Origin of the sequence: Paracoccus sp. MC1862 (assembly GCF_016617715.1) — a bacterium.
Lineage (GTDB): Bacteria > Pseudomonadota > Alphaproteobacteria > Rhodobacterales > Rhodobacteraceae > Paracoccus.
In genome coordinates this window covers 2,584,606-2,607,500 of record NZ_CP067225.1, presented here as the reverse complement: position 1 = coordinate 2,607,500, position 22,895 = coordinate 2,584,606, and the positions used below count along the sequence as shown (strand labels likewise).

The following is a 22,895-nucleotide window of genomic DNA, read 5'->3' as shown; positions in this document are numbered from 1 at the left end:
CAGCGTTGTCGGCCGCACCCGAGTGGGGGTGCGGTTCTTCTTCGGAAGAAACGGCGGCGTTGTCCAAGTCAAGTACACTAACCAAGTCTTTCTCTTCGGGGAAAGGCGGGAATAGTTGCATGCTGATCTGGAAAGAAGTTGGCTTGTCCCGCCGAAGGACAGGCCGGACGCCGCAGGGATGCGGGTCTTTCTTCTTCCGGGTCAAATCAAGCGCGAAAAGGGCGTTTGGTGGATGCCTTGGCAGCAAGAGGCGATGAAGGACGCGATACCCTGCGATAAGCTTTGGGGAGCCGGGAATAGGCTTTGATCCAGAGATCTCCGAATGGGGAAACCCACCTGAAATCCGGTTATTGTCACCATTCGGTGTCAATAACCGGGTTAACCAGGTATCTTCAACCTGAATACATAGGGTTTTAGAAGCAAACCCGGGGAACTGAAACATCTAAGTACCCGGAGGAAAGGAAATCAACAGATACTCCCTTAGTAGCGGCGAGCGAACGGGGACCAGCCGAGCCGTGAGACTGACCAGAATGGCCTGGAAAGGCCAGCCAGAGCGGGTGACAGCCCCGTATGGGAAGGTTGATCGGACGCATTAAGTAGGGCGGGACACGTGAAATCCTGTCTGAAGATCGGGGGACCACCCTCGAAGGCTAAGTACTCCTTGCTGACCGATAGCGAACCAGTACCGTGAGGGAAAGGTGAAAAGCACCCCGACGAGGGGAGTGAAACAGTTTCTGAAACCGGACGCCTACAAGCAGTCGGAGGGGCCTTGAGCCCTGACGGCGTACCTTTTGTATAATGGGTCAACGACTTGGTCTGTCTGGCAAGCTTAAGCCGTTAGGTGGAGGCGCAGCGAAAGCGAGTCTTAAAAGGGCGAATGAGTCAGACGGATCAGACCCGAAACCAGATGATCTAGCCATGTGCAGGATGAAGGTTGGGTAACACCAACTGGAGGTCCGAACCGACACCCGTTGAAAAGGGTCCGGATGACGTGTGGCTAGGGGTGAAAGGCCAATCAAATCTGGAGATAGCTGGTTCTCCGCGAAAGCTATTTAGGTAGCGCCTCGGATGAATACCCACGGGGGTAGAGCACTGCATGGATGATGGGGGCCCACAGCCTTACTGAGTCTAAGCAAACTCCGAATACCGTGGAGTACTATCCGGGAGACACACGGCGGGTGCTAACGTCCGTCGTGGAGAGGGAAACAACCCTGACCAACAGCTAAGGCCCCCAATTCGTGGCTAAGTGGGAAAGCATGTGAGACTTCCAAAACAACCAGGAGGTTGGCTTAGAAGCAGCCATCCTTTAAAGATAGCGTAACAGCTCACTGGTCTAATCAAGAGGTCTTGCGGCGAAGATGTAACGGGGCTCAAGCCACGAGCCGAAGCTTTGGGTGTGCAGCAATGCACGCGGTAGCGGAGCGTTCTGTGATATGGAACGCTGCCTCTTTTGCGTCCTCAGATGCAACGGAGGCAATGTTCTGACTGTGAAGCCGGGCTGTAAGGCATCCGGTGGAGTGATCAGAAGCGAGAATGTTGACATGAGTAGCGACAAACAGGGTGAGAGACCCTGTCGCCGAAAGTCCAAGGGTTCCTGCTTAAAGCTAATCTGAGCAGGGTAAGCCGGCCCCTAAGGCGAGGCCGAAAGGCGTAGTCGATGGGAACCAGGTTAATATTCCTGGGCCAGGAGATGGTGACGGATCCTTGAGGTTGTTCGATCTTACTGGATTGATCGGGCAGCTGCGGGGTCCCTGGAAATAGCCCTCCATGAGACCGTACCCGAAACCGACACAGGTGGACTGGTAGAGAATACCAAGGCGCTTGAGAGAACCACGTTTAAGGAACTCGGCAAAATACCTCCGTAAGTTCGCGAGAAGGAGGCCCCGTTGGCGCGCAAGCGTTGGCGGGGGGCACAAACCAGGGGGTGGCGACTGTTTACTTAAAACACAGGGCTGTGCGAAGCCGCAAGGCGACGTATACAGTCTGACGCCTGCCCGGTGCCGGAAGGTTAAAGGGAGGGGTGCAAGCTCCGAACTGAAGCCCCGGTAAACGGCGGCCGTAACTATAACGGTCCTAAGGTAGCGAAATTCCTTGTCGGGTAAGTTCCGACCTGCACGAATGGCGTAACGATCTCCCCGCTGTCTCAAACGTGGACTCAGCGAAATTGAATTGCCCGTGAAGATGCGGGCTTCCCGCGGTTAGACGGAAAGACCCCATGCACCTTTACTACAGCTTCGCACTGGCATCAGGATTGAGATGTGCAGGATAGGTGGTAGGCTTTGAAGCGGGGACGCCAGTTCCCGTGGAGCCACCCTTGAGATACCACCCTTCGCACTCTTGATGTCTAACCGCGGTCCGTTATCCGGATCCGGGACCCTGCGTGGTGGGTAGTTTGACTGGGGCGGTCGCCTCCCAAAGAGTAACGGAGGCGCGCGAAGGTTGGCTCAGAGCGGTCGGAAATCGCTCGTTGAGTGCAATGGCAGAAGCCAGCCTGACTGCAAGACTGACACGTCGAGCAGAGTCGAAAGACGGCCATAGTGATCCGGTGGTCCCGAGTGGAAGGGCCATCGCTCAACGGATAAAAGGTACGCTGGGGATAACAGGCTGATGATGCCCAAGAGTCCATATCGACGGCATCGTTTGGCACCTCGATGTCGGCTCATCTCATCCTGGGGCTGGAGCAGGTCCCAAGGGTACGGCTGTTCGCCGTTTAAAGAGGTACGTGAGCTGGGTTTAGAACGTCGTGAGACAGTTCGGTCCCTATCTGCCGTGGGTGTAGGATACTTGAGAGGAGTTGCCCCTAGTACGAGAGGACCGGGGTGAACGTTCCACTGGTGGACCTGTTGTCGTGCCAACGGCAGTGCAGGGTAGCTATGAACGGACAGGATAAACGCTGAAGGCATCTAAGCGTGAAGCCCCCCTCAAAACAAGGTATCCCTTGAGAGCCGTGGAAGACCACCACGTCGATAGGCCGGAGGTGTACGCGCAGCAATGTGCTCAGCTGACCGGTACTAATGGCTCGATTGGCTTGATTTGATCCGGAAGAAGACAGATCTGCCTTCTTCCTCAGCATCACTTGGACAACACGTGGCGAAAGCCGCAACGCTGAGCGTTTCTTCCCCGGTCTGGTGGCTACAGCACGAGCGAAACACCCGATCCCATCCCGAACTCGGCCGTTAAGCGCCGTCGCGCCAATGGTACTGCGTCTCAAGACGTGGGAGAGTAGGTCACCGCCAGACCTGGAAAGAAACGCACATCCCTCTGATACGATAAACCAACCCCGCACCTTACCACCAGCGGGGACGCTGCCACAGGCAGCACGGACGCGGGGTAGAGCAGCCCGGTAGCTCGTCAGGCTCATAACCTGAAGGTCACAGGTTCAAATCCTGTCCCCGCAACCAAATTTATACAATATGTCAGCAGCTTACGCCCCGCCTCAAAGCGGGGCTTTCGCATGTCCGCAATCCACATCAACGCCACATCAACGTTCGACGAGGCCCCCGACAGCTGACGCATTCTGCGTTGTGGGGGCGCAAACGGCTCCAGCTGACCAGGTCAGTTATCCGCAGTAGGGCTGGGTGCCGGACGACCCGCACATGCTGGCACTCTTCGCCTGGGATTGCTCCTTCAACCTCCGGTCCCCTGGCTTGCAGCTTGCCGGCTGCCGACACCGCCTCAAAATCCTTGAGCAATGCCTAAAGCCAGCCGCGCCGCTGGAAGTAGAGATAGGGCAGGATTGCAGAAAGGACCATCGTTCCGAGGGCGAATGGATAGCCAAAGATCCATTCCAGTTCCGGCATGAACTCGAAGTTCATGCCGTAGATCGAAGCGACCAAGGTCGGCGGCAGAAACACCACCGCAGCCACCGAGAAGATCTTGATGATCGCGTTCTGCTCGATGTTGATCAGGCCCAGCGTGGCATCCAGCAGAAACGTGATCTTCTGCGCCATGAAGCCCGAATGGTCGTTCAGCGACCGCACGTCGGCCACAAGCGCCTTGAGTTGCCCGCGGACCTCCTTGTCGGCCTGGGTAAGCTTTGGCCCGAGGAAGCCCAGAACACGCTCCAGCGTCGCCAGACTGTCGCGAATGTTCGAGGTCAGGTCGCCCTTGCGCCCGATCTCCTCCAGCGTGGTCTTGTAGTTGGCATCCTTCCGCGCTGCGGTCCCCTTCTGGCCGAACACGCTGCGCGAGATCGTGTCGATCTCGCGCCCGGCCCGTTCAAGGATGTCCGCCAGACGATCCACGATGGCTTCGAGCAGGCCAAGCAGGATCGTCTCGCCGCTGTTGAGGCCGAGCGCGGTCTTCTCGGCGCGCTGCGAGAATGTGTTGAAGGCGCGGGGTTCGGTATAGCGGATCGTCACCAACCGGTGACCACAAAGGATGAAGGTGATCGGCTGGATCACCACGTCGTCGGCATCGGTGTGCGACGGGATCAGCGCCGTCATGAAATGCCCGTCATCCTCGGAGTAAAGCCGCGAGGAAATCTCGATTTCCTCCATGTCTTCGCGGGTGGGCAATCCGAGACCCAATCGCTGCTCCAGCCCCGTCTCCTCCTCCCGGTTGGGGTTGAAGAGATCCCACCAGACTGCGGACTCGGCCAATGCGGCGACAGGCTTCAGCCGATCTGCGGACAATTCGTATGCACGGATCATGGCGCCCCCGAAAACATCTGCTTGTGCGCCTATCCCTTTGGGATGGCGTCGTGAAGCCGGCCTGTCAGGAAAATGCACGCGACGCCGTCTGGCTCTTTCGGCGGCCAGAACCAGTCAGGTTCATCAACGTGAGCGGCTTTGAATTGACCCGGCCCGCGACATGGGCGACTGAAGGCGCAGTTCCGTTCCCATCCTGATCATGTGCGCGCAGGGCATCACATGGCCGATCTTCTCAAGACGATGGCCAGCGCGGCGCGGCGCGCCAGAAGGCGACCCTTGTCCGCCGTCCTTGCGCTTCCACGTCTCCTGGTGCCGTCCACCCCGAAGCCCAAGCGCAAGCGCCGCGCATCGGCGTCGCCCCAGACGAAACCGAGTCCGTCCGCGGTGCCGCCGCGTCCGGCGCCGGGCAGCTTTCCCTCCGACACGTTCACCTGTCCGCAGGGCACGCTCGACTACAGGCTCTATACACCGAAGGGTTCGGCGCGCCGGCGCATGCCGCTGGTCGTCATGCTGCACGGGTGTTCCCAGTCGGCATCCGACTTCGCGGCCGGCACCGACATGAACAGGCTGGCGGACGAGCTTGGCTTCCTGGTGCTCTATCCGCAGCAGTCGCCCAAGGCGAATGTCGGGCGGTGCTGGAACTGGCACGATCCGAAGAATCAGGGTCGGGGCAGAGGGGAGCCCGCCGTCATCGCGGCCCTGACCCGGCATGCGATGTCCCTCGGCCGTGCCAATCCTGCGCGCATCTACATCGCCGGCATCTCGGCCGGGGGAACTGCGGCGGCGATCGTCGGCGCCGCCTATCCCGATCTTTTCGCAGCGATCGGCGTTCATTCCGGCCTGGCTCTGGGCAACATCCGGTCCTTGCGTTCGGCGATGGCGGCCATGCTCGGGAAGAACGGGCCCCAGCCGACAGGCAAACTGCCCCCGCAGCTGCCGACGATCGTCTTCCACGGCGACAACGACCGCGTGGTGCATCCCTCCAATGCCGCCGGGTTCCTGAGAAATCTGGAACGGTCGCGTACGGCACCGCTCGTCTGCAAGACAAGCTACGGCCGCTCGCCGGGTGGTCGCGACTATACGCGGAAGGTCCATGCCACCCGGGTCGGACAGACCCTTCTCGAAGAATGGACGGTGCATGGGGGCGGCCACGGCTGGTCGGGCGGCCGCGCCGCCGGCTCGCACACCGATCCCGCCGGCCCGGACGCATCGCGGGAGATGTTGCGCTTCTTCCTGTCTCGGCGGCGGTCCGGCTGAGCCGCAGGCCCGGCGCGCGCAGGCGCTTCTGCATCCTGCCATCTCTCTTTTCGAGGCAGACACGGGCCAGCCAGTCGCCATGTTTGCGGCGACAGGCTTGCCGCGGTACGACTGTGCTGATCGCCCCCTCGCAGCGCCGTACCTCACCTGCGTTCGTATGAGGCTGCGCCGATGGTTGCGAGGGTCGGGGCTGGATTCCAGTCGGGCAGAGGCCTGGCACCCAAGCTGAGAAGGAGAATTTCATGGGCAAGATCGGCGTCGGTATCATCGGCATTCAGCCTGATCGCAGCTGGGGTGCGATTGCTCATATTCCCGCCCTGCGTGAACTTCCGGACAGCTACGACATCGTCGCGGTCAGCACCCGGTCCGAGGAAAGTGCCCGCGCAGCTGCCGAGCATTACGGCGTTCCGCGGCATTTCGCATCCGCAGAAGCCCTTTGCGCGTGTGAGGACGTTGATCTTGTGGCCGTGACCGTGAAAGTCCCCGCCCATCGGGCACTGGTCAGCGCGGCATTGGCTGCGGGGAAGCATGTCTATTGCGAATGGCCGCTCGGGAACGGTCTGGACGAGGCGATCGACATGGCCGGGATGGCGCGGGAGGCTGGAGTTGTTGCTGCCTGCGGGAAGCAGGCGCGCTTCGCCCCCGAGATTGCCTATGTCCGTGATCTGGTTGCTGACGGCTATGTCGGAGAGGTGCTGTCATCGACGGTGGTCGGCACGGGCGGGGTCTGGGGATCGGCGGTGCCGCCGGCCGACGCTTACACTGCTGACATACGCAATGGCGCAACGATGCTGACGATACCGGTGGGGCACACACTTGACGGCATCGTATCGGCGCTTGGCGAGGTCGTAACTGTCTCGGCCACGCTTGCCAACCGCCGGCACGAGCAAGTGGTCATCGGCGAGGACCGGATGGTTCCGCTGACCGCGCCAGACCAGGTGCTGGTGCAGGCAACGCTCGAGAATGGCGCGCCGCTCGCGATTCATTACCGTGGGGGCACCACCCCTGGCACCGGCTTCTTGTGGGAGATCAACGGGACGGCAGGCACCTTGCAGCTGCGCGCCCCGACAGGTCATGCGCAGCTCGTTGACTTGACGTTGTCGGGAGCGACGGGCGAGGCAGACGTGCTGCAGAAGCTGGAAGTACCGGTACATTATCACGCGGGCCGCATGCTTCCTAACTTGGTCGGAAATATCTACCGAATGTATCGTAGTATCGCCGGCGACATCGCAACTGGATCGCGCAACTCTCCGACGTTTGACCAGGCGGTAATGCGGCACCGCGTTTTGGCGGCGATCGAGACCTCGGCTGCGGATGGCGCCCGAACGGTCCATGTTGACAAGTAATGTCACCGGATAAGTCGAAGGCGGAATTTTTTGCAATTGGATCGTGCCGGCGTTCCAGATCTGGTGCACGCGGCACGCCACGCCCGTAGGTGCGACGACCCGAACGCGGGCATGCCCGCTTCGGATCGCGCGCATTCGATTCCGAGCTTTACCGGATCCGCTTGTCGGCGACGGACCACACCACCGACCCGATGGTCAGCATGGCGCCGATCACCGGCTCGACGTCGGATGCCCCGATGTAGCCCTTCGCGACCAGCGCGGTGCCGGCGACGGTGAGGACCTGGCGGATGAGGGCCAGAATGGCAGGTTTCAGCATGGGAAGGTCTCCTGTTCAGGCTTCATTGGTGGTGATGAGAAGTTCGCCCGGCTTCATTGCCGGCAGAGACTGGGCACGAGGCGGAACGGTGGCAGGCCAGCGCGCGCCGAGCAGACGCGACTTGGCGATGCGGGCGACCGTGACGGCGTCGGTCTGGTTGCCGCCCAGCACGTGGAAATGCGTGTCGTCCTGACCGATGGCGAAGCCCACATGGCCGCCAGACCCGCGCGAGAAGACCAGCACCGCGCCACGGGTGGGCGTCACCTCCTGCCCGAACAGGAGCCAGTTGCGTGCCCAGTACGGATTGCTGCCGAGGGCGCCGAGCAGCGGCTCGTCGGGCAGGGCGATGCGGATGCAGGTCTCGACGAAGTCGCCGCACCAGGCATTCCTTGCCGGATCGCCAAGGCTGCGCCCGTCGCGTTTCAACCAGTCCATCAGCCAGGAGCGGTCGCGGGCCTCGTGGCGGCCCAGCGCCGATCTGGCCTCGGCGATCCACGGCAAGGGAGAGGCGTCCGCGACTGGGACCGGCCGTCCGTCGGCGACCAGCAGCGATTTCAGCGCGCCCGCCGTCCGCCGACCCCAGAGGCCATCGACGGCACCGGGGGAATGGCCCAGCCGGTCCAGTGCGCTCTGGATGTTCCGGATCGGCTCGCGGGTATCGGTGGTCATGGCAACTCCTTTCGCCCGGATCCTCGGGCATGAAAAAAACCCGCCTTGCGGGCGGGTCAGTGGTGGTCTGGAGGCGGGGTTCGGCAGGCGCTACGGCCGCTGGGCGAGCTCCCGCAGCAGATCGTTGGACTCGCGCCCCTGCTGTTTCAGCTCGTCGATCGAGGCGGAGAGCGCATCGAAGCGCACGTCTTGGCGGACGGCACTGTTTTCCAGCGCCCGCACGCGGGCCTCGAGCTGCGCCGAGCTGGCGCGTTCCGCCACGATCATCTCGCGGGTTTCCATCAGGGCGACGGTGAGGCGCTCGGCCGCGCCCTGCAGCGAAGCGAGGGTTCCGCCGCCCCACCAGATCAGCCCGGTCACGGAGACGAGCATGGTCCAGGCCAGCGCCTTGTTGACCGTGATGCCGCGGTCGGTGTTGTCGATCATGGGTCCTGCCTGACTGTTGCCCTGTCGGTGTGCGGTCACGCCGCGCGCAGCCGGATGGCCGTCGCGGCTGCGGTGGTTGCCCGGATCATCCCAGCGGGATGCAGCTTGCCGGGACCGGACAGCTGAACTGAGACGCGAGGGACCGCAGCATCGCGCCCTCGTTGGGGTCACGCCCCTGAACAAACGGATGCCAGACACTGCCGGCGTTCGAAGCGTAGGTCGGCGGGTCCGTGTCCGGGTGGTTCGCCCAAACCCCATCCTTGCCGATCCAGAGGCCGCGCGTCGCCGGATCGAAGGCGAACATGAGCACGGCGCCCTTCCCAAACGTCGGACGGGAGAACAACTTGCGCGAGCCGGTCGCCGAACTGTCGCTCGACCAGATATCGCCGTTGCCCCTCCACCCGATGGAGCCAAACTGAAGCGCGTTGCCCGAACCCCCCTGCGCCACCTGTTCCGCGCTCGCGACCCCCATGTAGCCGTTGTAATTCGCGTTCGGCCCGTATTCCCCGGCACATTCGACTTCCCAATATCGCCTCCCGGATGAAAACGACTTCTCGGTCGGCACAAAGCCCTGATAATCGATCCCTCCGGATGAATTGACGACCGTCATCCCCCCGCGCCAGGCCGCATAGCCTGCCTGGGTCCTCGCGGCGTCGAGCCGCCAGGCCCCGGGCGGCAGAACAATCTCTGCCGGAGGAAACGGCAGGAACTCCACCGACCAGAAGGTGGCGTTCCACGTCCCCGATGCGGCAAACCGTGCATGCGGGCCGCGCTCGAGCGCATTCTCTGCCAGAAAGCCCGCAAAGCGCCTTGCCGTGCCGGGGGGCGCCAGCAGCTGCCAGGGCGCGGTCACCGAGGTGACGCCTTCCCCGCCGAGCATTCCCGAGAGCAGGAAGCCCACGCCCGAGGTGTCGAGATCATGGAGCTGAGGCACGGCCCAGTTGGACGCAGGCGCGGCCGCCCACAATGTTCTGGCCACGCGGCCGACGTTCCGCGCGCCCCGCAGAGCGATGAGGAACCCGTAGGCCCCTGTCCAGCTGATGGTTTCACGCGCCGAGGGCGCGATCTTCGTCTGCAGCCGGAACCCGCGCCAGCCGCTCGCCGAGGTGCCCAGCGAAACCCCCGACACGGCCTCGGCATAGCCATGAAGCAGGGCCGGGGGCGCATTGAGCTCCCGGTTCCCCGTCACGGCCACGAGCATGTCACCGGGCTGGTGGGTCGCGAGGGTCAGGGTCTGAACCCCGTTCGCCGTCATGTTGGACAGCGCCACGCCATCCACGAACCTGACCGGCGTCTTTGGCGGTTCCGGCGGCGCAGCCCCGGCGCCGGTGCTGAACAAGGTGGAAAACAGAACGGGCATCAGACGAGGCTCCCCCGGATCGTGACGGAAATGCCCGCGATGCTGGCGTCAGGGACCCGTGGCGCCACGAAGCGCACCACGTCCCCCGCCGAAAGGACGACGGGCGCGTTGCCCGCGGTCGCAAAGGCATACGCGCCCGCTGTGTCGATCGTGATGGTCCCCACCGAGAACCCGTTCCGCGTCACCTCGATGGAAAAGCCCGCGGCGGGGTTCACATCGACATTTCCGACAGCCCCGGCGAAATCGGCCGGCAGGGTCACCGCACGCGGAAGGATGACCTTCCCGAGCGTTTCGGATGCCCCCGGCGTCGGGAAGGAGAGCATCCCGAAGTCGTAGACCTGCTCCTGCTCGGCCGCAGCCGTCGCGAGCCCCGCTGACGAAACCCCGCTCCCCGAGCTGTAGAACACGGCCTGGCTGCCCGGCGTGAGGATGACGACTGGACCGCTCGCATTCCTCACGATCGCCGACCGCAATGTGGTGTTGCTGATCAGCAGCAGGCGCGGAACGGCTGGCAGAAGCAGCGTGAAATCGGCTAGCGGCGTGCCGGTCAGGGCCAGTCGAACGTTCCGTCGAGCCTGCAGCGCCGTGACCGCCACTGAGCCGCCAGCCGAACAGTCCAGGTTGAGCGAGGCGGTGATCGCCAGATCAAGCGCATCCGTCGCGTCGTTGATCGTGACCTCTTTCTGGTTCTGCGCCGCGGCGACGTGCGGCGCGGCAAGGTTCGGGCTGGTCATCAGGCAATCTCCAGGGTGGCGGCGCGCGGGAAGCCCCGGCCGATGACGGCGCTCATCTGACAGATGACGACCGAGAGGGTCGTAGGGATCGCGCCGAAATCGGCGGCAATATCCGCGCTCGAATAGGTGACGGTCGGGCCGGTGGAGGTGAGCGTGCGGAGCACCGCACCGCCGGGCCCGGCGAGGATGTCGACCTCGTAAGCCTCGCGGGCCTCGGCGAGCGGCACCGCCCCTGTGCCATCACGCAGCTCGCCGCCCAGCCGCGTGCGCCTGATCCAGGACAACACGATGTTGCCGCCCGACAGCGCCGCCCGGGGCTGCACCACCGCATAGGGCATCAGATCGCGGCCGGTGTTGGTCCGCGTGATGGTCTCCGCGTCGTCAAAGAGCTGGCCGGCGCCCACCGCGCGCCAGTAACGCGAGACGCCCAGGTCACCCAACGGCAGGGTCAGCGCCTCTATCTTGGCCGGCTCGAGCAGCACGAAGGTCTCGCCGGCCTGATGCCCGGAGGCGAACACGTCCGTGCCGCGCCGGCCGCGCAGCAGGCCGCGCAGGACAAAGCCGCCGGCGGCGAGCGGCGTTGCCTCGCGGAACTGGATGATCTCGGGCTCGCCATTCGCCTTCAGCAGCAGCGCGGCATTGGCCCCGTTCAGCATCGCCTCCTGGGTGACGCTCTCGAGCCGATCAGCCCCCGTCGTCATGAACACACGCAGCTCATTGACCTCGTCGGTTGCGAAGACCGAAGCCGGATCCCCGAGCGGCGTGATCGTGGCGCCGTAGGCGACCTCGCGGCCGAGCCGGCCTGTCAGGTCCCAGACCGCATTGTCCGCGCTCCTGTAGACGGAGGCGCCCGGCCAGCGTTCCGGCCCGTAGCCGCCGGCCATCAGGTAGACACGGCTGCCGACGCCGGCGGTATCATCGACATCCCGCAGCAGCGGCAGATCCGGCAGGATCAGCCGGGTGAACGGCTCGCCCGGCAGCACCTGCGACGGCTGCCCGCTTCCCCCGTCCGCCACCAGCTCCGCCGTGTAGCTCGCCGCCTCCTGGGACACCGCGCGCAGGGCAACGCTGTAATCCGCGCCGACGTCCATCCGCTCGATGCGGGTCCTGAGCATGGCCCCGCCGGGCAGGGTGACGTCGACCACGTCGGTCGGTTCGAGCAGGAGATAGTCGGACGGCAGATGCGCCTCATGCTGGCTGCGCTCGATCCAGGCCGAGTAGAGCGCCTTGGCCGCGATGTTCTTGGCCGTGCTGGCCGTGATCGCCATCGGCAGCTCGACCGAGATCTGATGGCGCGACGACATGGTCGGGAACGGCAGCGCGGCCCGCTTCTGCTGCTGGGTGCCCTGCTGGTAATCGGAGTCCGGGTCCATGTGGATCACGTTGACCCGCTCGGGCAGCTCCACCTCCTGGGTCCGCTGCTCCCGCCAGGTCTCGCCTGTTGCCTCATCGAGCGGCAGCAGCAGATCGGCGTCAAGGGTTGCCACCGGGGCGCGGCCCCGCTTGCGGAACTTCAGCAGGTCGTCGCTTTCGACGCCGTCGAAGAAGAACGCTTGCGCCAGCGGCTCGATCGCGGCGCGCACGGTCGAGGGGCGGGCGATCACATAGCCCGGCACCACATCCGACAGCTCGGAGGTCTCGACGTCCCCGAGCCCGAGCCCGGCACGGTCGCAGAGATCGGAGACGATGCTCCCGACCGCCGCACCACCTCCGCCGCCGCGGTTGAGATGGATCCGCACAATTCCGGATGAGATCGTCGAAAGCAGGATCGAGTCCGAGACGGAGTCGTAGATCTGGAACCCTCTCAGATTGATCTGGCCCGGCCATTGCTCGTTGGAAACAAGCGCGCCGCTGCTGGTGTCGAGCTGGATGACACGGTTCCCGGCCAGCAGCGCCCAACGGCCACCCTGGAGCCGCGGCGCGTAGGATCTCTTGGGATAGACGGAGGTGATTGGGACAACCGTCTTCCAGACGATGCCGAAGCCGTCGCGCCACTTCACGGTGTAGATGTTACCGGGCGTTCCTCCGTTGGAGATCCGCAGCTGGAAGATGAGACTGTCGTCGGTCGGATCATAGGACAGATCCCCGGCCGCGTTGAAAAAGGCGGTCGCGCCCGCCTCGATCTCCGAAGGCATGAAGGTTTTGCGCTTCTCGAAGGTGACGCCGATGGTCTGACGCAGGTCAGTGTCATATCGCGCGCCCGCCATGACCCGGATGCGATACAGGGCAGCCTGGCCATGGTTCGTCCCAGTCCGCGCGCTGCCGAGAACCCACCCCTCGCCAGAACCAGCGCCCGTCGCCCCGCCGACGACGCCCGTGACCTGCTGCTCGTCAACCCCCTGACCAGCGCCCCAGACATAGGTCAGCCCATCTGTGGCCAGCAACCCGACGTCATCAAAGATCCCTCCGGTCAACAGGAAGTCCGAGCGCCCCCGCGGTCCGAACGCGGTGACCATGCCCATGAGTTGGACGTTGGCAAAACTCGTGGTGGTGTTGGACGGCTCTGATGATGTGACCGCCCCCCGACGGCATCTGATGTGCCAAGGTGGGTCTGCAACGATCCACAAAGGGGAGCGGTCATGTCGGAGATTATCACGGTCGGGCTCGATCTGGCGAAGAATGTATTCCAGGTGCATGGAACTGACGGCGCAGGACGAGCCGTTCTGCGCAAGAAGATACGGCGAGGGCAGGTGCTGGAGTTTTTCAGCCAGCTGCCCTCTTGCGTCGTGGCGATGGAAGCCTGTGGCGGCGCTCACTTCTGGGGCCGGGAAATTGGCAAGCTGGGGCATGAGGTGCGGCTGATCCCGCCGGCCTATGTGAAGCCGTTTGTGAAGCGCCAGAAGAATGACATGGCGGACGCCGAGGCCATCTGCGAGGCGGCTATGCGACCCACCATGCGCTTTGTTCCGGTCAAGAGCGAAGAGACGCAGGGCGCGGCAATGGTCTTCCGGGTCCGGGAGTTGCTGATCCGGCAGCGCACGCAGGCGATCAACGCATTGCGCGGCCATCTGACCGAGTTCGGTCAGATCGTGCCACAGGGAGCGGCCAACGCTGCGCGGCTGATCGCGATCGTGGAGGATCCGGATGGCGCTCTCCCTGCTGATGCCGTCCCCACGCTGAAGGCTTTGATCGCGGCACTCACGCATCTGGAGGCAGAGATCAGGAAGCTCGATGCCGAGATCGCCCGGCGCGCCAAGGAGAATGACGTCGCCCGGCGACTGATGACGGTGCCGGGCATCGGGCCGCTGATTGCCACGGCCATCGCTGTTCTGGCGCCGCCACCCGAGACGTTCCGCAAGGCACGCGACTTTGCCGCCTGGCTTGGTCTTGTGCCTCGGCAGCATTCGACCGGCGGCAAGCAACGTCTCGGAGCAACGACCAGAATGGGCGAACGATCCCTGCGACGCCTGCTGATCATTGGCGCCAACAGCGTGGTGATCAAACGTAACGTTCACAAGGAAGCGCAGCCCGGAACATGGCTGGGCAGCCTGCTGTTGCGCAAGCCACCGATGCTGGTGCGGGTGGCTTTGGCGAACAAGATGGCGCGGATCGTCTGGGCCTTGATGGCTCGGGGTGGCATCTACCAATCTCCGGTCGCAGCGGCGTAAGCCGCCGCAGATCGCGAGGACGTCGGAGCGGAAGAGGGCAAGGAGCAGTTTGGCGCAACAGTTGTGAGACGGGATCGGGAAAACCAGTGTGCAACAGAGTGCCTATGAGCACGCGGCTTTGATCTGGACCCGACCTTCGAACACCATACGGGCCCTGCGGCATGGATCGCGCCGCATCATGAGGCCGGACACATGTCAGCACCCGACAACGCGCCAAGATCAGCTTCAAAATCCCTCTTGCGCTTGGGGCGGTTACACATGTTGCACAAATCCCTTCAGTGACTCATGTCGTGAGTCAGCATGGTAGCTGGTCGACATGAGCAAACCCACACGCCTGACCTACAAGACCAGGAACTGGCCGGCCTACAATGAAGCGCTCAAGCGCCGTGGCTCGCTGACGATCTGGTTCGACCCCGAGATGAGCTGGGAGGCGGCTGCGACAGGTCGACGTGGCCGACAGCAGACCTACAGCGATGCCGCCATCCAGACTTGCCTTTCCATGAAGGTGCTGTTCGGCATGGCATTGCGGCAGACGGCAGGGTTCGTCGAGAGCCTGCTTCGCCTGATCGGCCTCGACTGGACGGTGCCTGACTTCAGCACGCTGTCGCGGCGCCAGAAGACCCTGGCCGTCAACATCCCGTATCGGGGCTCCAAGGGACCTCTGCACCTGCTGGTCGACAGCACCGGGATCAAGGTCGAAGGCGAAGGCGAGTGGCACGCCCGCAAGCATGGCGGCCCGAAGCGGCGTATCTGGCGCAAGATTCACATTGGGATCGACGAGGAAACGCTAGAAGTCCGGGCCATCGAGATCACCGGGAGCCACATCGGTGACGCCCCGGTCCTGCCAGATCTGCTCAACCAGATCCCGGCGGACGAGGAGATCGGCAGCGTTACGGCTGACGGTGCCTACGACACCCGCAAGTGCCACGATGCGATCGCCGACCGCGGCGCTCACGCCGTGATCCCGCCCCGCAGGAACGCAAAGCCATGGAAGGCTGTCACGGCCGGGGCCGCGGCGCGCAACGAGGCTCTGCGATCTGCGAAATACCTGGGCCGCACGCTTTGGCGAAGATGGAGTGGATACCACCGCCGGAGCCGCGTCGAGACGAAGATGCATTGCGTGAAACTTCTGGGGCAACGCCTCATGGCGCGGGACTTCGATCGTCAGGTCGCCGAACTTCAGGTCCGGATTGCCGTCCTGAACGGCTACACCGCGCTCGGCATACCCGTCACTGAAGCTGTGGAATGAGTCTGTCCGGGGAAAGGGGGAACAACGGCCATCAGACCATTTGTGCAACATCTGTAACCGCCCCGGGCGCAAGAGGGATTTTATGAGTTGGTGTTGGCGCGGTGTCGGGTGCTGACATCTGTCCGGCCTCTGGTGCGGCCGTTGCATGCCGCGGGCCCGTATGGTGTTCGCGGGTCGGGTCCAGATCAAAGCCGCGTGCTCGGAGGCACTCTGTTGCACACTGGTTCTCCCGATCCCGTCTCACGACCGTTGCGCCATACCGCTCCTTGCCCTCTTCCGCTCCGACGTCCTCGCGGCGTCGGACGGCTTACGCCGCCGCGGCCGGAGCCCGGTATGTTGATTTCCACTCGGAACTGACCCGGGTTTTCCATCGAGAACTGACCCACCCTCAGGTTATGTTTCGTGGGTTAGGCTTGGGTCAAGGCATGGCCGGCCTCCTTGGTTTTCCTGGCTGCTGCGGCTGAGCTTGCCTTGAAGCGGAAGCTGTCGTTTCCGGTCTCCAGGATGTGGCAGCGGTGGGTGAGGCGATCGAGCGTAAGCGCGAGATCGTTGCCCTATGCGGCGATGCTTGACGGCTGGTTGATGCGCCAAGGCATGAGGTCCTCGATGGCGCTTTTTGGGTGACCGTCGAGGATGGCGCGAAGGGTGTCGGCGATGTAGTCGACCGGGTTCACGCCGGACATCTTGCAGGTTGCGACCAGCGAGGCGAGCATGGCCCAGTTCTCTGCACCGACCTCATTGCCGGCAAATAGCGCGTTTTTTCTCGTAAGTGCGATCGGGCGGATCTGGTTCTCGACCGGGTTGGTGTCGAGTTCGAGTGTGCCGTCGTCGAGGAAGCGGATCAGGCCGGGCCAGTGCGCGAGGGCGTAGCGGATGTCCTCGGCCATTTGGGATTTCTGCGGGATGCGCGGCAGCTGCATCTCCAGCCAAGGTTTGAGCGCGGCGATGATGGGGGCCGCATGTTCGCGCCTTGCAGCGAGACGCGCAGCCGCATCCTTGCCGCGCACGGTCTTCTCGACCTGATAGAGCAGCGCGATCTGGCGCAACATCTCCTCGGCGATGGGCGAGCGGTCGCTCTCGAAGCGTTTCACGAAGCGGCGGCGGACATGGGTCCAGCAGTAGACCAGCCGCCAGGGACCATTGTCGCGCGCGATCTCGGTCATCGCGTTGTAGGCCTGGTAGGCATCGCATTGCAGGAACCGGCCCCGATACCCGGCGAGGAAGTTCAGCGGATGCTCCTTGCCCCGACCGGGGGCGTAATGGAACAGCACGATGGGCGGACCGACACCGCCATGGCCGCGATCATCGGACACCACGGCCCAGAAATAGCCGCTCTTCGTGGTTTTGCGCCCCGGATCCAGCACCGGCGCGCGGGTCTCGTCGACGAAGATGCGATCGGCCCGGCGCAGATGGGCCTGCATGTGCCGGATGATCGGCAGCAGGTGGAAGCAGGCACGGCCAACCCAGTTGCCGAGCGTCCCGCGGTCAAGATCGATGCCCTGCCGCTTGAAGATCCCGGCTTGGCGATAGAACGGCAGATGGTCGCCGAACTTCGAGACCATGATCCAGGCGATGAGCTGCTCCGTGGGCAACCCGCCGGGCACGACATGCTCGGGGGCATGGGCTTGCGCCATGCCCTGCGAGCAGCGCCGGCAGGCGTATTTCGGGCGCCGCGTCACCAGCACCCGGAACCGGGCCGGGATGACGTCCAGTCGCTCGGACACGTCCTCGCCGATCCGGGCCATCTCGCCGCAGCCGCAGGGGCACAGGATGCTGGCAGGCTCGACCACCCGCTCGACCCGCGGCAGATGCGGCGGCAGATGCCCCCGGTTGCGCCGGGGCTTGCGGGGCGCATGCGTGCCCTTGGCAGCCCTCAGGGCGGCCTCCGCCTTTTCCTGTGCCGCCTCGAGCACGCCCTGGGCCAGTTCGGCATCTTCCAGCGGCAGGTTGAACTGGTCGGGCGACAGCTTCTCGGAGCTTTTGCCGAACTTCTCGCGTTGCGCCGTGCGCACGATGTCTTCCAGCCGGCGATTGGCCTCCTGCACCTCGGTGAGCACCGCCTCAACCTCGGCAAGGCGAGCCTTCAGCAGGGCGTTTTCGCGGGCGAGAGCGGCAGCATCCATGGGGTGAAGTGAATCATGGAGCGCGGTATATGACCAGTAAAAACAGGGCTTTCCCGCACCATCACGCTCACCCTGCTGCCAGCGGACGACGCGCCCGCTCCGGCCGGACCAGTCGCCAGTCCAGCCCCTCGAACAAGGCGGCGAGTTGCGCGGAGGACATCCGCATCACCCCGTCCCGCACCTGCGGCCAGACGAATTTCCCGCCCTCCAGCCGCTTGTGAACCAGCACCATCCCGGTCTGATCCCAGGCCAGCAGCTTGATCCGGTCGGCGCGTTTCGATCGGAACACAAAGATCGCCCCGCAGAACGGGTCGAGCCCGAACATCTCCTGCACCGCCAGCGCCAGGCCATCGATCCCCTTGCGGAAGTCCACCGGCCGCATCGCCACGAAGACCTTCACGGGTCCGCCCTGGCCGAGCATCATGACATTGCCGCCCGAGCCGCGCGGATCGCCCGCGTCAGCTGGCCCTCATTGGCGTCAGCACCGGCGCGGATCACGACATCGCCGACGACGATCTCCAACTCGGACGCGGCCTCGGCCTGCGGCACAACCGCCGCGCCGCCCTCGACCACCAGTTCCGCAAACATCGGCAGGCCCGCCATGCTCTCGGGCACCACCAACTGTCCCGTCCGCAGCTTCTTGCGCCAATTGTAGATCTGCCAACGCGTGGTGCCGTGCCTGCGGGCGAGTTCCGCCACCCGCATACCCGAGATCAGGCTTTCAGCCGCAATCCGCGCCCGCTCCGCCTCGGTGCGCTGCCGCCGTCCGCTTGGCCCCTCGATCACATCCAGTCGGGAAACCAAGCCACCGGATGAGCCGTCCAAACAGACGCCCAATTTGCCGTCTCTTGCCAAATCGGTCTCCTCCACCACCCGCATACGCGGAGAATGGCCGGTTCAGATCAGCAATGGCAGGAGGGCGTCGGCCTCGCGCTTACGATCGAGCAGCGCGGTGGTCATTTTGGCATCGCCGAAGACGGTGGCCCATTCGCTGAAGCTCAGGTTGGTGGTGATGACAACGCTGGTGCGCTCATAGAGCTTGCTCAGAAGGTGGAAGAGCAGCGCACCGCCTGAAGCGCTGAACGGCAAGTAGCCCAGTTCGTCCAGGATCACGAGATCGAGCCGGGTCAATCCCTCCGCGATCTGGCCCGCCTTGCCCTTGGTTTTCTCCTGCTCGAGGGCATTGACGAGTTCGATGGTGGAGAAGAAGCGGACCTTCCGGCGGTGGTGTTCGATGGCCTGGATGCCCAGGGCGGTTGCGACATGGGTCTTGCCGGTGCCCGGCCCGCCGATCAGCACGACATTCTGCGCGCCGTCGATGAACTCGCAGCGGTGGAGCTGGCGCACCGTGACCTCGTTGATCTCGCTGGCAGCGAAGTCGAAGCCCGAGAGATCCTTGTAGGCCGGGAAGCGCGCGGCCTTCATGTGATAGGCAATGGAGCGCACTTCGCGTTCCGCCAGTTCGGCCTTCAGCAGCTGGGACAGGATCGGCACGGCTGTCTCGAATGCCGGCGCCCCCTGTTCGATCAGGTCGGTGACGGCCTGGGCCATGCCGTGCATCTTCAGGCTGCGGAGCATGATGACGATGGCGCCGCTGGCGGGATCATGACGCATGGCGGTCTCCGATCTGCGCCCGCAGGTCGTCATAGCGTTCGACATTGGCCTTCGGCTCATGGCGCAGGATCAGCGCCTCCGGTGTGTCGATGTTCGGGCCGCCGGTCGTCTTGCCATCGATCAGCCTGTGCAGGAGATTCAACACATGGGTCTTGGTCGCGACGCCTTCGGCCAGGGCCATTTCCACAGCAACCAGCACAGCCTGTTCATCATGCTGCAGGACCAGCGCCAGGATATCGACCATCTCGCGATCGCCACCGGGTCGTCGCAGCATCTGGTCCTGCAACTGTCGGAAGGCCGCGGGCAGTTCCGCGAAGGGCGCACCGTTCCTGAGGGCACCCGGCTTGCGCTGGATGACGGCCAGATAATGCCGCCAGTCATAGATCGTGCGAGGCGGCAGGTGATGGGACCGCTGGATCACCCGCCCATGTTCGCACAGGATCTGTCCCTCGGCGGCAACCACCAGCCGATCCGGGTAGACCCTGAGGCTGACAGGACGGTTGGCAAAGGACGCCGGCACGCTGTAGCGGTTGCGCTCGAAGCTGATCAGGCAGGTGGGTGAGACACGCTTGCTCCGCTCGACGAAGCCGTCGAAGGCAGGCGGCAGCGGCATCAGCGCGGCCTGTTCTTCGGCCCAGGCGTCGGCGACGGTTCCGGGCAGAACCCCGTGCGGGATCTCGCGCCACAACTCCAGGCAGCGCCGTTCCAGCCAGGCGTTCAGCGCCGCCAGGTCAGGAAAGTTCGGCATCGGCTGCCACAAACGAGGCCGGGCATCCTGAACGTTCTTCTCGACCTGTCCCTTCTCCCATCCCGCGGCAGGATTGCAGAACTCCGGCTCGAAGACATAGTGGTTGGTCATGGCGAGGAAGCGGATGTTGACCTGCCGTTCCTTGCCGCGGCCAACGCGGTCAACCGCTGTCTTCATGTTATCGTAGATGCCGCGACCCGGCACGCCGCCAAAGACGCGGAACCCGTGCCAATGGGCATCGAACAGCATCTCGTGGGTTTGCAGCAGATAGGCCCGAACCAGGAAGGCCCGGCTGTGTGCCAGCTTGATGTGGGCGACCTGAAGCTTCGTGCGCTCCCCGCCCAGAACCGCGTAGTCCTCGCTCCAATCGAACTGGAACGCCTCGCCCGGACGAAAGACCAAGGGGACGAAGGTGCCGCGGCCCGTCGTCTGCTGCTCGCGCTGCCGGTCCATCCGCCATTGCCGGGCGAAGGCCGCGACCCGGCCGTAGGAGCCGGTGAAGCCGAGCGCCACGAGGTCGGCATGGAGTTGCTTCAGCGTCCGGCGCTGCTTGCGTGACTTGCCGGCTTCCGTCTTCAGCCACGCCGCCAGCTTCTCGGAAAACGGATCGAGCTTGCTCGGCCGATCAGGCGTCGCGAACCTCGGCTCGATGGTCCCAGCGCTCAGATACTTCCTGATGGTGTTGCGCGACAGGCCGGTCCGCCGTGCGATCTCCCGGATCGGCAGCTTCTCCCGCAACGCCATGCGTCGGATGATGTTCAAAAGTCCCATGTGGATCACTCCATTACCCCCGCCGCGCTCCGCTTTGGGGAAGGTTCACATGGGTCAGTTCTCAGTGGAAATTACGCCCCTACCCGGGTCAGTTCCGGGTGGAAATCAACACATATGCCAAAAGGTTCACTCTCGTTCAGGTTCAACACCCACAAGGGGTTTACCTGCTGCCGTCAGATCTTGGCAAGCACAAGCAGATGGACCAACTCTTGGTTCAAGACTATCTTGTTTTGAGCAAAAGGGGTGCGGTCATGCAGATGAACATCGCGGAAGCCAAGGCCAAGCTGTCGGAACTGATCGCCGCGGCCGAGAAGGGCGAGGAAGTCATCATCGCCCGCGGCGGCCAGCCGGCCGTGCGGCTGGTCTCGGTCCATCGCCCCACTGTCCGCATCGGGATCGGCGATGGACTGGTCAGCAGGGTGCCGGATTTCCTCGCCCCCCTGTCCGAGGATGAGCTGAGGGACTGGGAGTGAGGGCGGTCCTGCTCGACACCCACACGTTCATCTGGAGCCTGTTTCTGTCCTCGGAGCTGAGCGCCACCGCGCGGGGCGTGATCGAGGCGGCGGAGGCAGCCTATGTCGCCCCGATCAGCTTCTACGAGATCACGCAGAAGCATCGCCTTGGGAAATGGCCAGAGCTTGATCCCGTCATCGACCAGCTTCTGCCGCTCTGGCGCGCGCAGGGCACCGAGATCGCGCCCTATACGGCCGAGATCGCGTTTCTGGCAGGGGCAATGCAGTGGAGCCACCGGGATCCGTTCGACCGGATGATCGCGGCGACTGCAGTTGCGCTTGGCTGCCCCCTGATCTCCAAGGATGCGGCCTTCGACGGCCTTAGCGGCGTGCCGGAATGGCAAGGCCGCATCTGGGACGCCGCGTCCCTGCCCTCGCCCGTGTGACCGGGTCAGGTCGCTTTTGGCTTGGAACCTTTCCGGGACCGAGAGGGACCGGCAGGGGAATCCGTGCTGCGCAGGGCGCAGGCGGCACGGGTCCATGCGCGAACAGGTCTTCCCGCCCGCCTCGAAGGTTCCGCCTGTCCGATCGCCCCAGTCCTGCCGCTCGGCATCCGTAAGGCCCTGCCACCAGTCGAGGGCGGGATCGCCTTGGGGCGTTTCCTTGATCGTGGGTGGCGCTGTGACGCTCGTTCTCGGCCACCATCTCCGATGCCTTGCCCGGGTCTTTCTATTGCCATTCGAAGCGAACGGCCATGGTGGAGCGGGGTAGAAGTTATTCTGGAACGAGCAATCCAGACCCACCCAGTTCGGCCGGAAAGTCATTCATCTTGGGCAAGTCGTCATGCAGGTGCAGGACGGTTTCTGTATAGTTCACGTGCGGGGTTGGCTGAAAATCGATCGACGGCAGGATGGCTGCGAACACATCGATCAGCTTGAGGCCGGGGTGGACAGTCATGAGGTGACCGCCACAGACGGTACACCACATCCGGTCACTGGCAGGCGTCTTGCTGTATCCCGCAAGATGCTCCTCGCCTTTTGGTATATGCACCTGTTCTGGATGCCAGAGAGTGAAGGCGTTTACCGGACCCGCAGACCAGTGACGGCAGCTGGCGCAATGGCAGTAACCCATACCGACCGGGGTTCCGGTCACCTCGATTTCGACGGCGCCACAAAGGCAACTTCCGTAATGCTTCGTGGTCATGATTCGTTCCTTGTTGTCACAAGTGGGTAAAGCCGGTCGTTCGTTCGCATGGCGCCGGTTTCACGGATCGGGACCGCAGGACTGCCATGATGGAGTTGTCATCGCCGTCCTGCATGGGCCGTCAGCGCCCATTCCTCGCAGAGACCCAAAGCGCAGAGGTCGGGTGCTAAAATCGCTGCGGCGATGCCATGCAGGACATGCGTCACTGCCGGCTGAACTTAGCAGCCTCATTGGCCGACAGCAAACCGGCCGAACCGGTGAGTGCGAGTGCCATGAGGGTTGCGGCAAGCAAAGGCTGACAAATGTCTGACATGTTTTTTCCTTCTTGATTGAGCGGTATGGTTGCACTTTGGCTTCACCAGGCGTC

General features: G+C 63.8%; 18 protein-coding genes, 1 tRNA gene, 2 rRNA genes and 2 pseudogenes. 9 read left to right on the top strand and 14 right to left on the bottom strand.

What is annotated here, in order from left to right; genetic code table 11:
• The first annotated feature begins 204 nt into the window (after positions 1-204).
• The 3 genes from JGR78_RS12825 to JGR78_RS12815 all read left to right on the top strand — a co-directional run bounded on the left by JGR78_RS12825 (position 205) and on the right by JGR78_RS12815 (position 3,401).
• Positions 205-3,036 (top strand): 23S ribosomal RNA (locus tag JGR78_RS12825).
• Positions 3,037-3,124: 88 nt separating this feature from the next.
• Positions 3,125-3,239: ribosomal RNA gene (gene rrf / locus JGR78_RS12820) — 5S ribosomal RNA — on the top strand.
• An 85-nt stretch (positions 3,240-3,324) separates the two neighbouring features.
• A tRNA-Met gene (locus JGR78_RS12815) sits at positions 3,325-3,401 on the top strand.
• Positions 3,402-3,695: 294 nt separating this feature from the next.
• On the opposite strand, the gene corA is transcribed toward JGR78_RS12815, so the two are convergent.
• Positions 3,696-4,652, bottom strand: coding sequence for a magnesium/cobalt transporter CorA (corA, locus tag JGR78_RS12810; protein ID WP_182793276.1), 957 nt, complete (start codon positions 4,650-4,652; stop codon positions 3,696-3,698).
• A 219-nt stretch (positions 4,653-4,871) separates the two neighbouring features.
• Here corA and JGR78_RS12805 point away from each other — a divergent pair, with 219 nt between their 5' ends.
• A complete protein-coding gene (locus JGR78_RS12805; protein WP_182793275.1) occupies positions 4,872-5,909 on the top strand; it encodes a PHB depolymerase family esterase in 1,038 nt (345 codons plus the stop codon).
• A 242-nt stretch (positions 5,910-6,151) separates the two neighbouring features.
• Positions 6,152-7,255, top strand: a complete 1,104-nt coding sequence (locus tag JGR78_RS12800) for a Gfo/Idh/MocA family protein (protein ID WP_182806064.1) — start codon at positions 6,152-6,154, stop codon at positions 7,253-7,255.
• 148 nt (positions 7,256-7,403) lie between these two features.
• Here JGR78_RS12800 and JGR78_RS12795 read toward each other — a convergent pair whose 3' ends face one another.
• From JGR78_RS12795 to JGR78_RS12770, 6 genes are all read right to left on the bottom strand, one after another.
• Complete coding sequence (locus tag JGR78_RS12795) at positions 7,404-7,571, bottom strand: hypothetical protein (protein WP_182806061.1); 168 nt, start codon at positions 7,569-7,571, stop codon at positions 7,404-7,406.
• Between the two features lie 15 nt (positions 7,572-7,586).
• The gene (locus tag JGR78_RS12790) at positions 7,587-8,240 is read right to left on the bottom strand and encodes a TIGR02594 family protein (RefSeq protein WP_182806059.1); all 654 of its coding nucleotides are present in this window, start codon (positions 8,238-8,240) and stop codon (positions 7,587-7,589) included.
• Between the two features lie 90 nt (positions 8,241-8,330).
• On the bottom strand, positions 8,331-8,666 hold the full coding sequence (locus JGR78_RS12785; RefSeq protein ID WP_182806057.1) for a hypothetical protein: 336 nt from the start codon (positions 8,664-8,666) through the stop codon (positions 8,331-8,333).
• Between the two features lie 85 nt (positions 8,667-8,751).
• Complete coding sequence (locus JGR78_RS12780; RefSeq protein ID WP_182806055.1) at positions 8,752-10,026, bottom strand: hypothetical protein; 1,275 nt, start codon at positions 10,024-10,026, stop codon at positions 8,752-8,754.
• Entirely contained in the window at positions 10,026-10,760 is a 735-nt protein-coding gene (locus JGR78_RS12775; protein WP_182806052.1) for a hypothetical protein, read from the bottom strand. The genes JGR78_RS12780 and JGR78_RS12775 overlap by 1 nt, the downstream gene beginning before the upstream one ends.
• Positions 10,760-13,222 (bottom strand): phage tail protein, encoded by a 2,463-nt coding sequence (locus tag JGR78_RS12770; protein WP_182806050.1) that lies wholly within the window; start codon positions 13,220-13,222, stop codon positions 10,760-10,762. The genes JGR78_RS12775 and JGR78_RS12770 overlap by 1 nt, the downstream gene beginning before the upstream one ends.
• A 117-nt stretch (positions 13,223-13,339) precedes the next feature.
• Here JGR78_RS12770 and JGR78_RS12765 point away from each other — a divergent pair, with 117 nt between their 5' ends.
• Both JGR78_RS12765 and JGR78_RS12760 read left to right on the top strand, forming a co-directional pair.
• Entirely contained in the window at positions 13,340-14,368 is a 1,029-nt protein-coding gene (locus JGR78_RS12765; RefSeq protein ID WP_200559299.1) for an IS110 family transposase, read from the top strand.
• Positions 14,369-14,684: 316 nt separating this feature from the next.
• On the top strand, positions 14,685-15,617 hold the full coding sequence (locus JGR78_RS12760) for an IS5 family transposase (RefSeq protein WP_200559301.1): 933 nt from the start codon (positions 14,685-14,687) through the stop codon (positions 15,615-15,617).
• A gap of 407 nt (positions 15,618-16,024) precedes the next feature.
• Here the strand turns inward: JGR78_RS12760 and JGR78_RS12755 are convergent.
• From JGR78_RS12755 to istA, 6 genes and pseudogenes are all read right to left on the bottom strand, one after another.
• Positions 16,025-16,150, bottom strand: a pseudogene (locus tag JGR78_RS12755) (ATP-binding protein); the annotation flags it as partial.
• 21 nt (positions 16,151-16,171) lie between these two features.
• Positions 16,172-17,740, bottom strand: coding sequence for an IS66 family transposase (locus tag JGR78_RS12750; protein ID WP_182806247.1), 1,569 nt, complete (start codon positions 17,738-17,740; stop codon positions 16,172-16,174).
• 67 nt (positions 17,741-17,807) lie between these two features.
• The gene (gene tnpB / locus JGR78_RS12745; RefSeq protein ID WP_200559292.1) at positions 17,808-18,164 is read right to left on the bottom strand and encodes an IS66 family insertion sequence element accessory protein TnpB; all 357 of its coding nucleotides are present in this window, start codon (positions 18,162-18,164) and stop codon (positions 17,808-17,810) included.
• Complete coding sequence (locus JGR78_RS12740) at positions 18,161-18,544, bottom strand: transposase (RefSeq protein WP_200559294.1); 384 nt, start codon at positions 18,542-18,544, stop codon at positions 18,161-18,163. The genes tnpB and JGR78_RS12740 overlap by 4 nt, the downstream gene beginning before the upstream one ends.
• Before the next feature lie 132 nt (positions 18,545-18,676).
• A pseudogene (gene istB, locus JGR78_RS12735) lies at positions 18,677-19,354 on the bottom strand (IS21-like element helper ATPase IstB); the annotation flags it as partial.
• Positions 19,344-20,873, bottom strand: coding sequence for an IS21 family transposase (gene istA / locus JGR78_RS12730; protein ID WP_200559303.1), 1,530 nt, complete (start codon positions 20,871-20,873; stop codon positions 19,344-19,346). The gene istA and the pseudogene istB, both read right to left, overlap by 11 nt.
• Before the next feature lie 251 nt (positions 20,874-21,124).
• Here istA and JGR78_RS12725 point away from each other — a divergent pair, with 251 nt between their 5' ends.
• Together JGR78_RS12725 and JGR78_RS12720 are read left to right on the top strand one after the other, a co-directional pair.
• Positions 21,125-21,346: a type II toxin-antitoxin system Phd/YefM family antitoxin gene (locus JGR78_RS12725; RefSeq protein WP_182793803.1), complete on the top strand. Its 222-nt coding sequence runs from the start codon at positions 21,125-21,127 to the stop codon at positions 21,344-21,346.
• Entirely contained in the window at positions 21,343-21,771 is a 429-nt protein-coding gene (locus JGR78_RS12720; protein ID WP_182793802.1) for a type II toxin-antitoxin system VapC family toxin, read from the top strand. Before JGR78_RS12725 ends, JGR78_RS12720 begins: the two co-directional genes overlap by 4 nt.
• A gap of 328 nt (positions 21,772-22,099) precedes the next feature.
• On the opposite strand, the gene JGR78_RS12715 is transcribed toward JGR78_RS12720, so the two are convergent.
• Complete coding sequence (locus tag JGR78_RS12715; protein ID WP_182806141.1) at positions 22,100-22,528, bottom strand: GFA family protein; 429 nt, start codon at positions 22,526-22,528, stop codon at positions 22,100-22,102.
• Positions 22,529-22,895 lie beyond the last annotated feature (367 nt).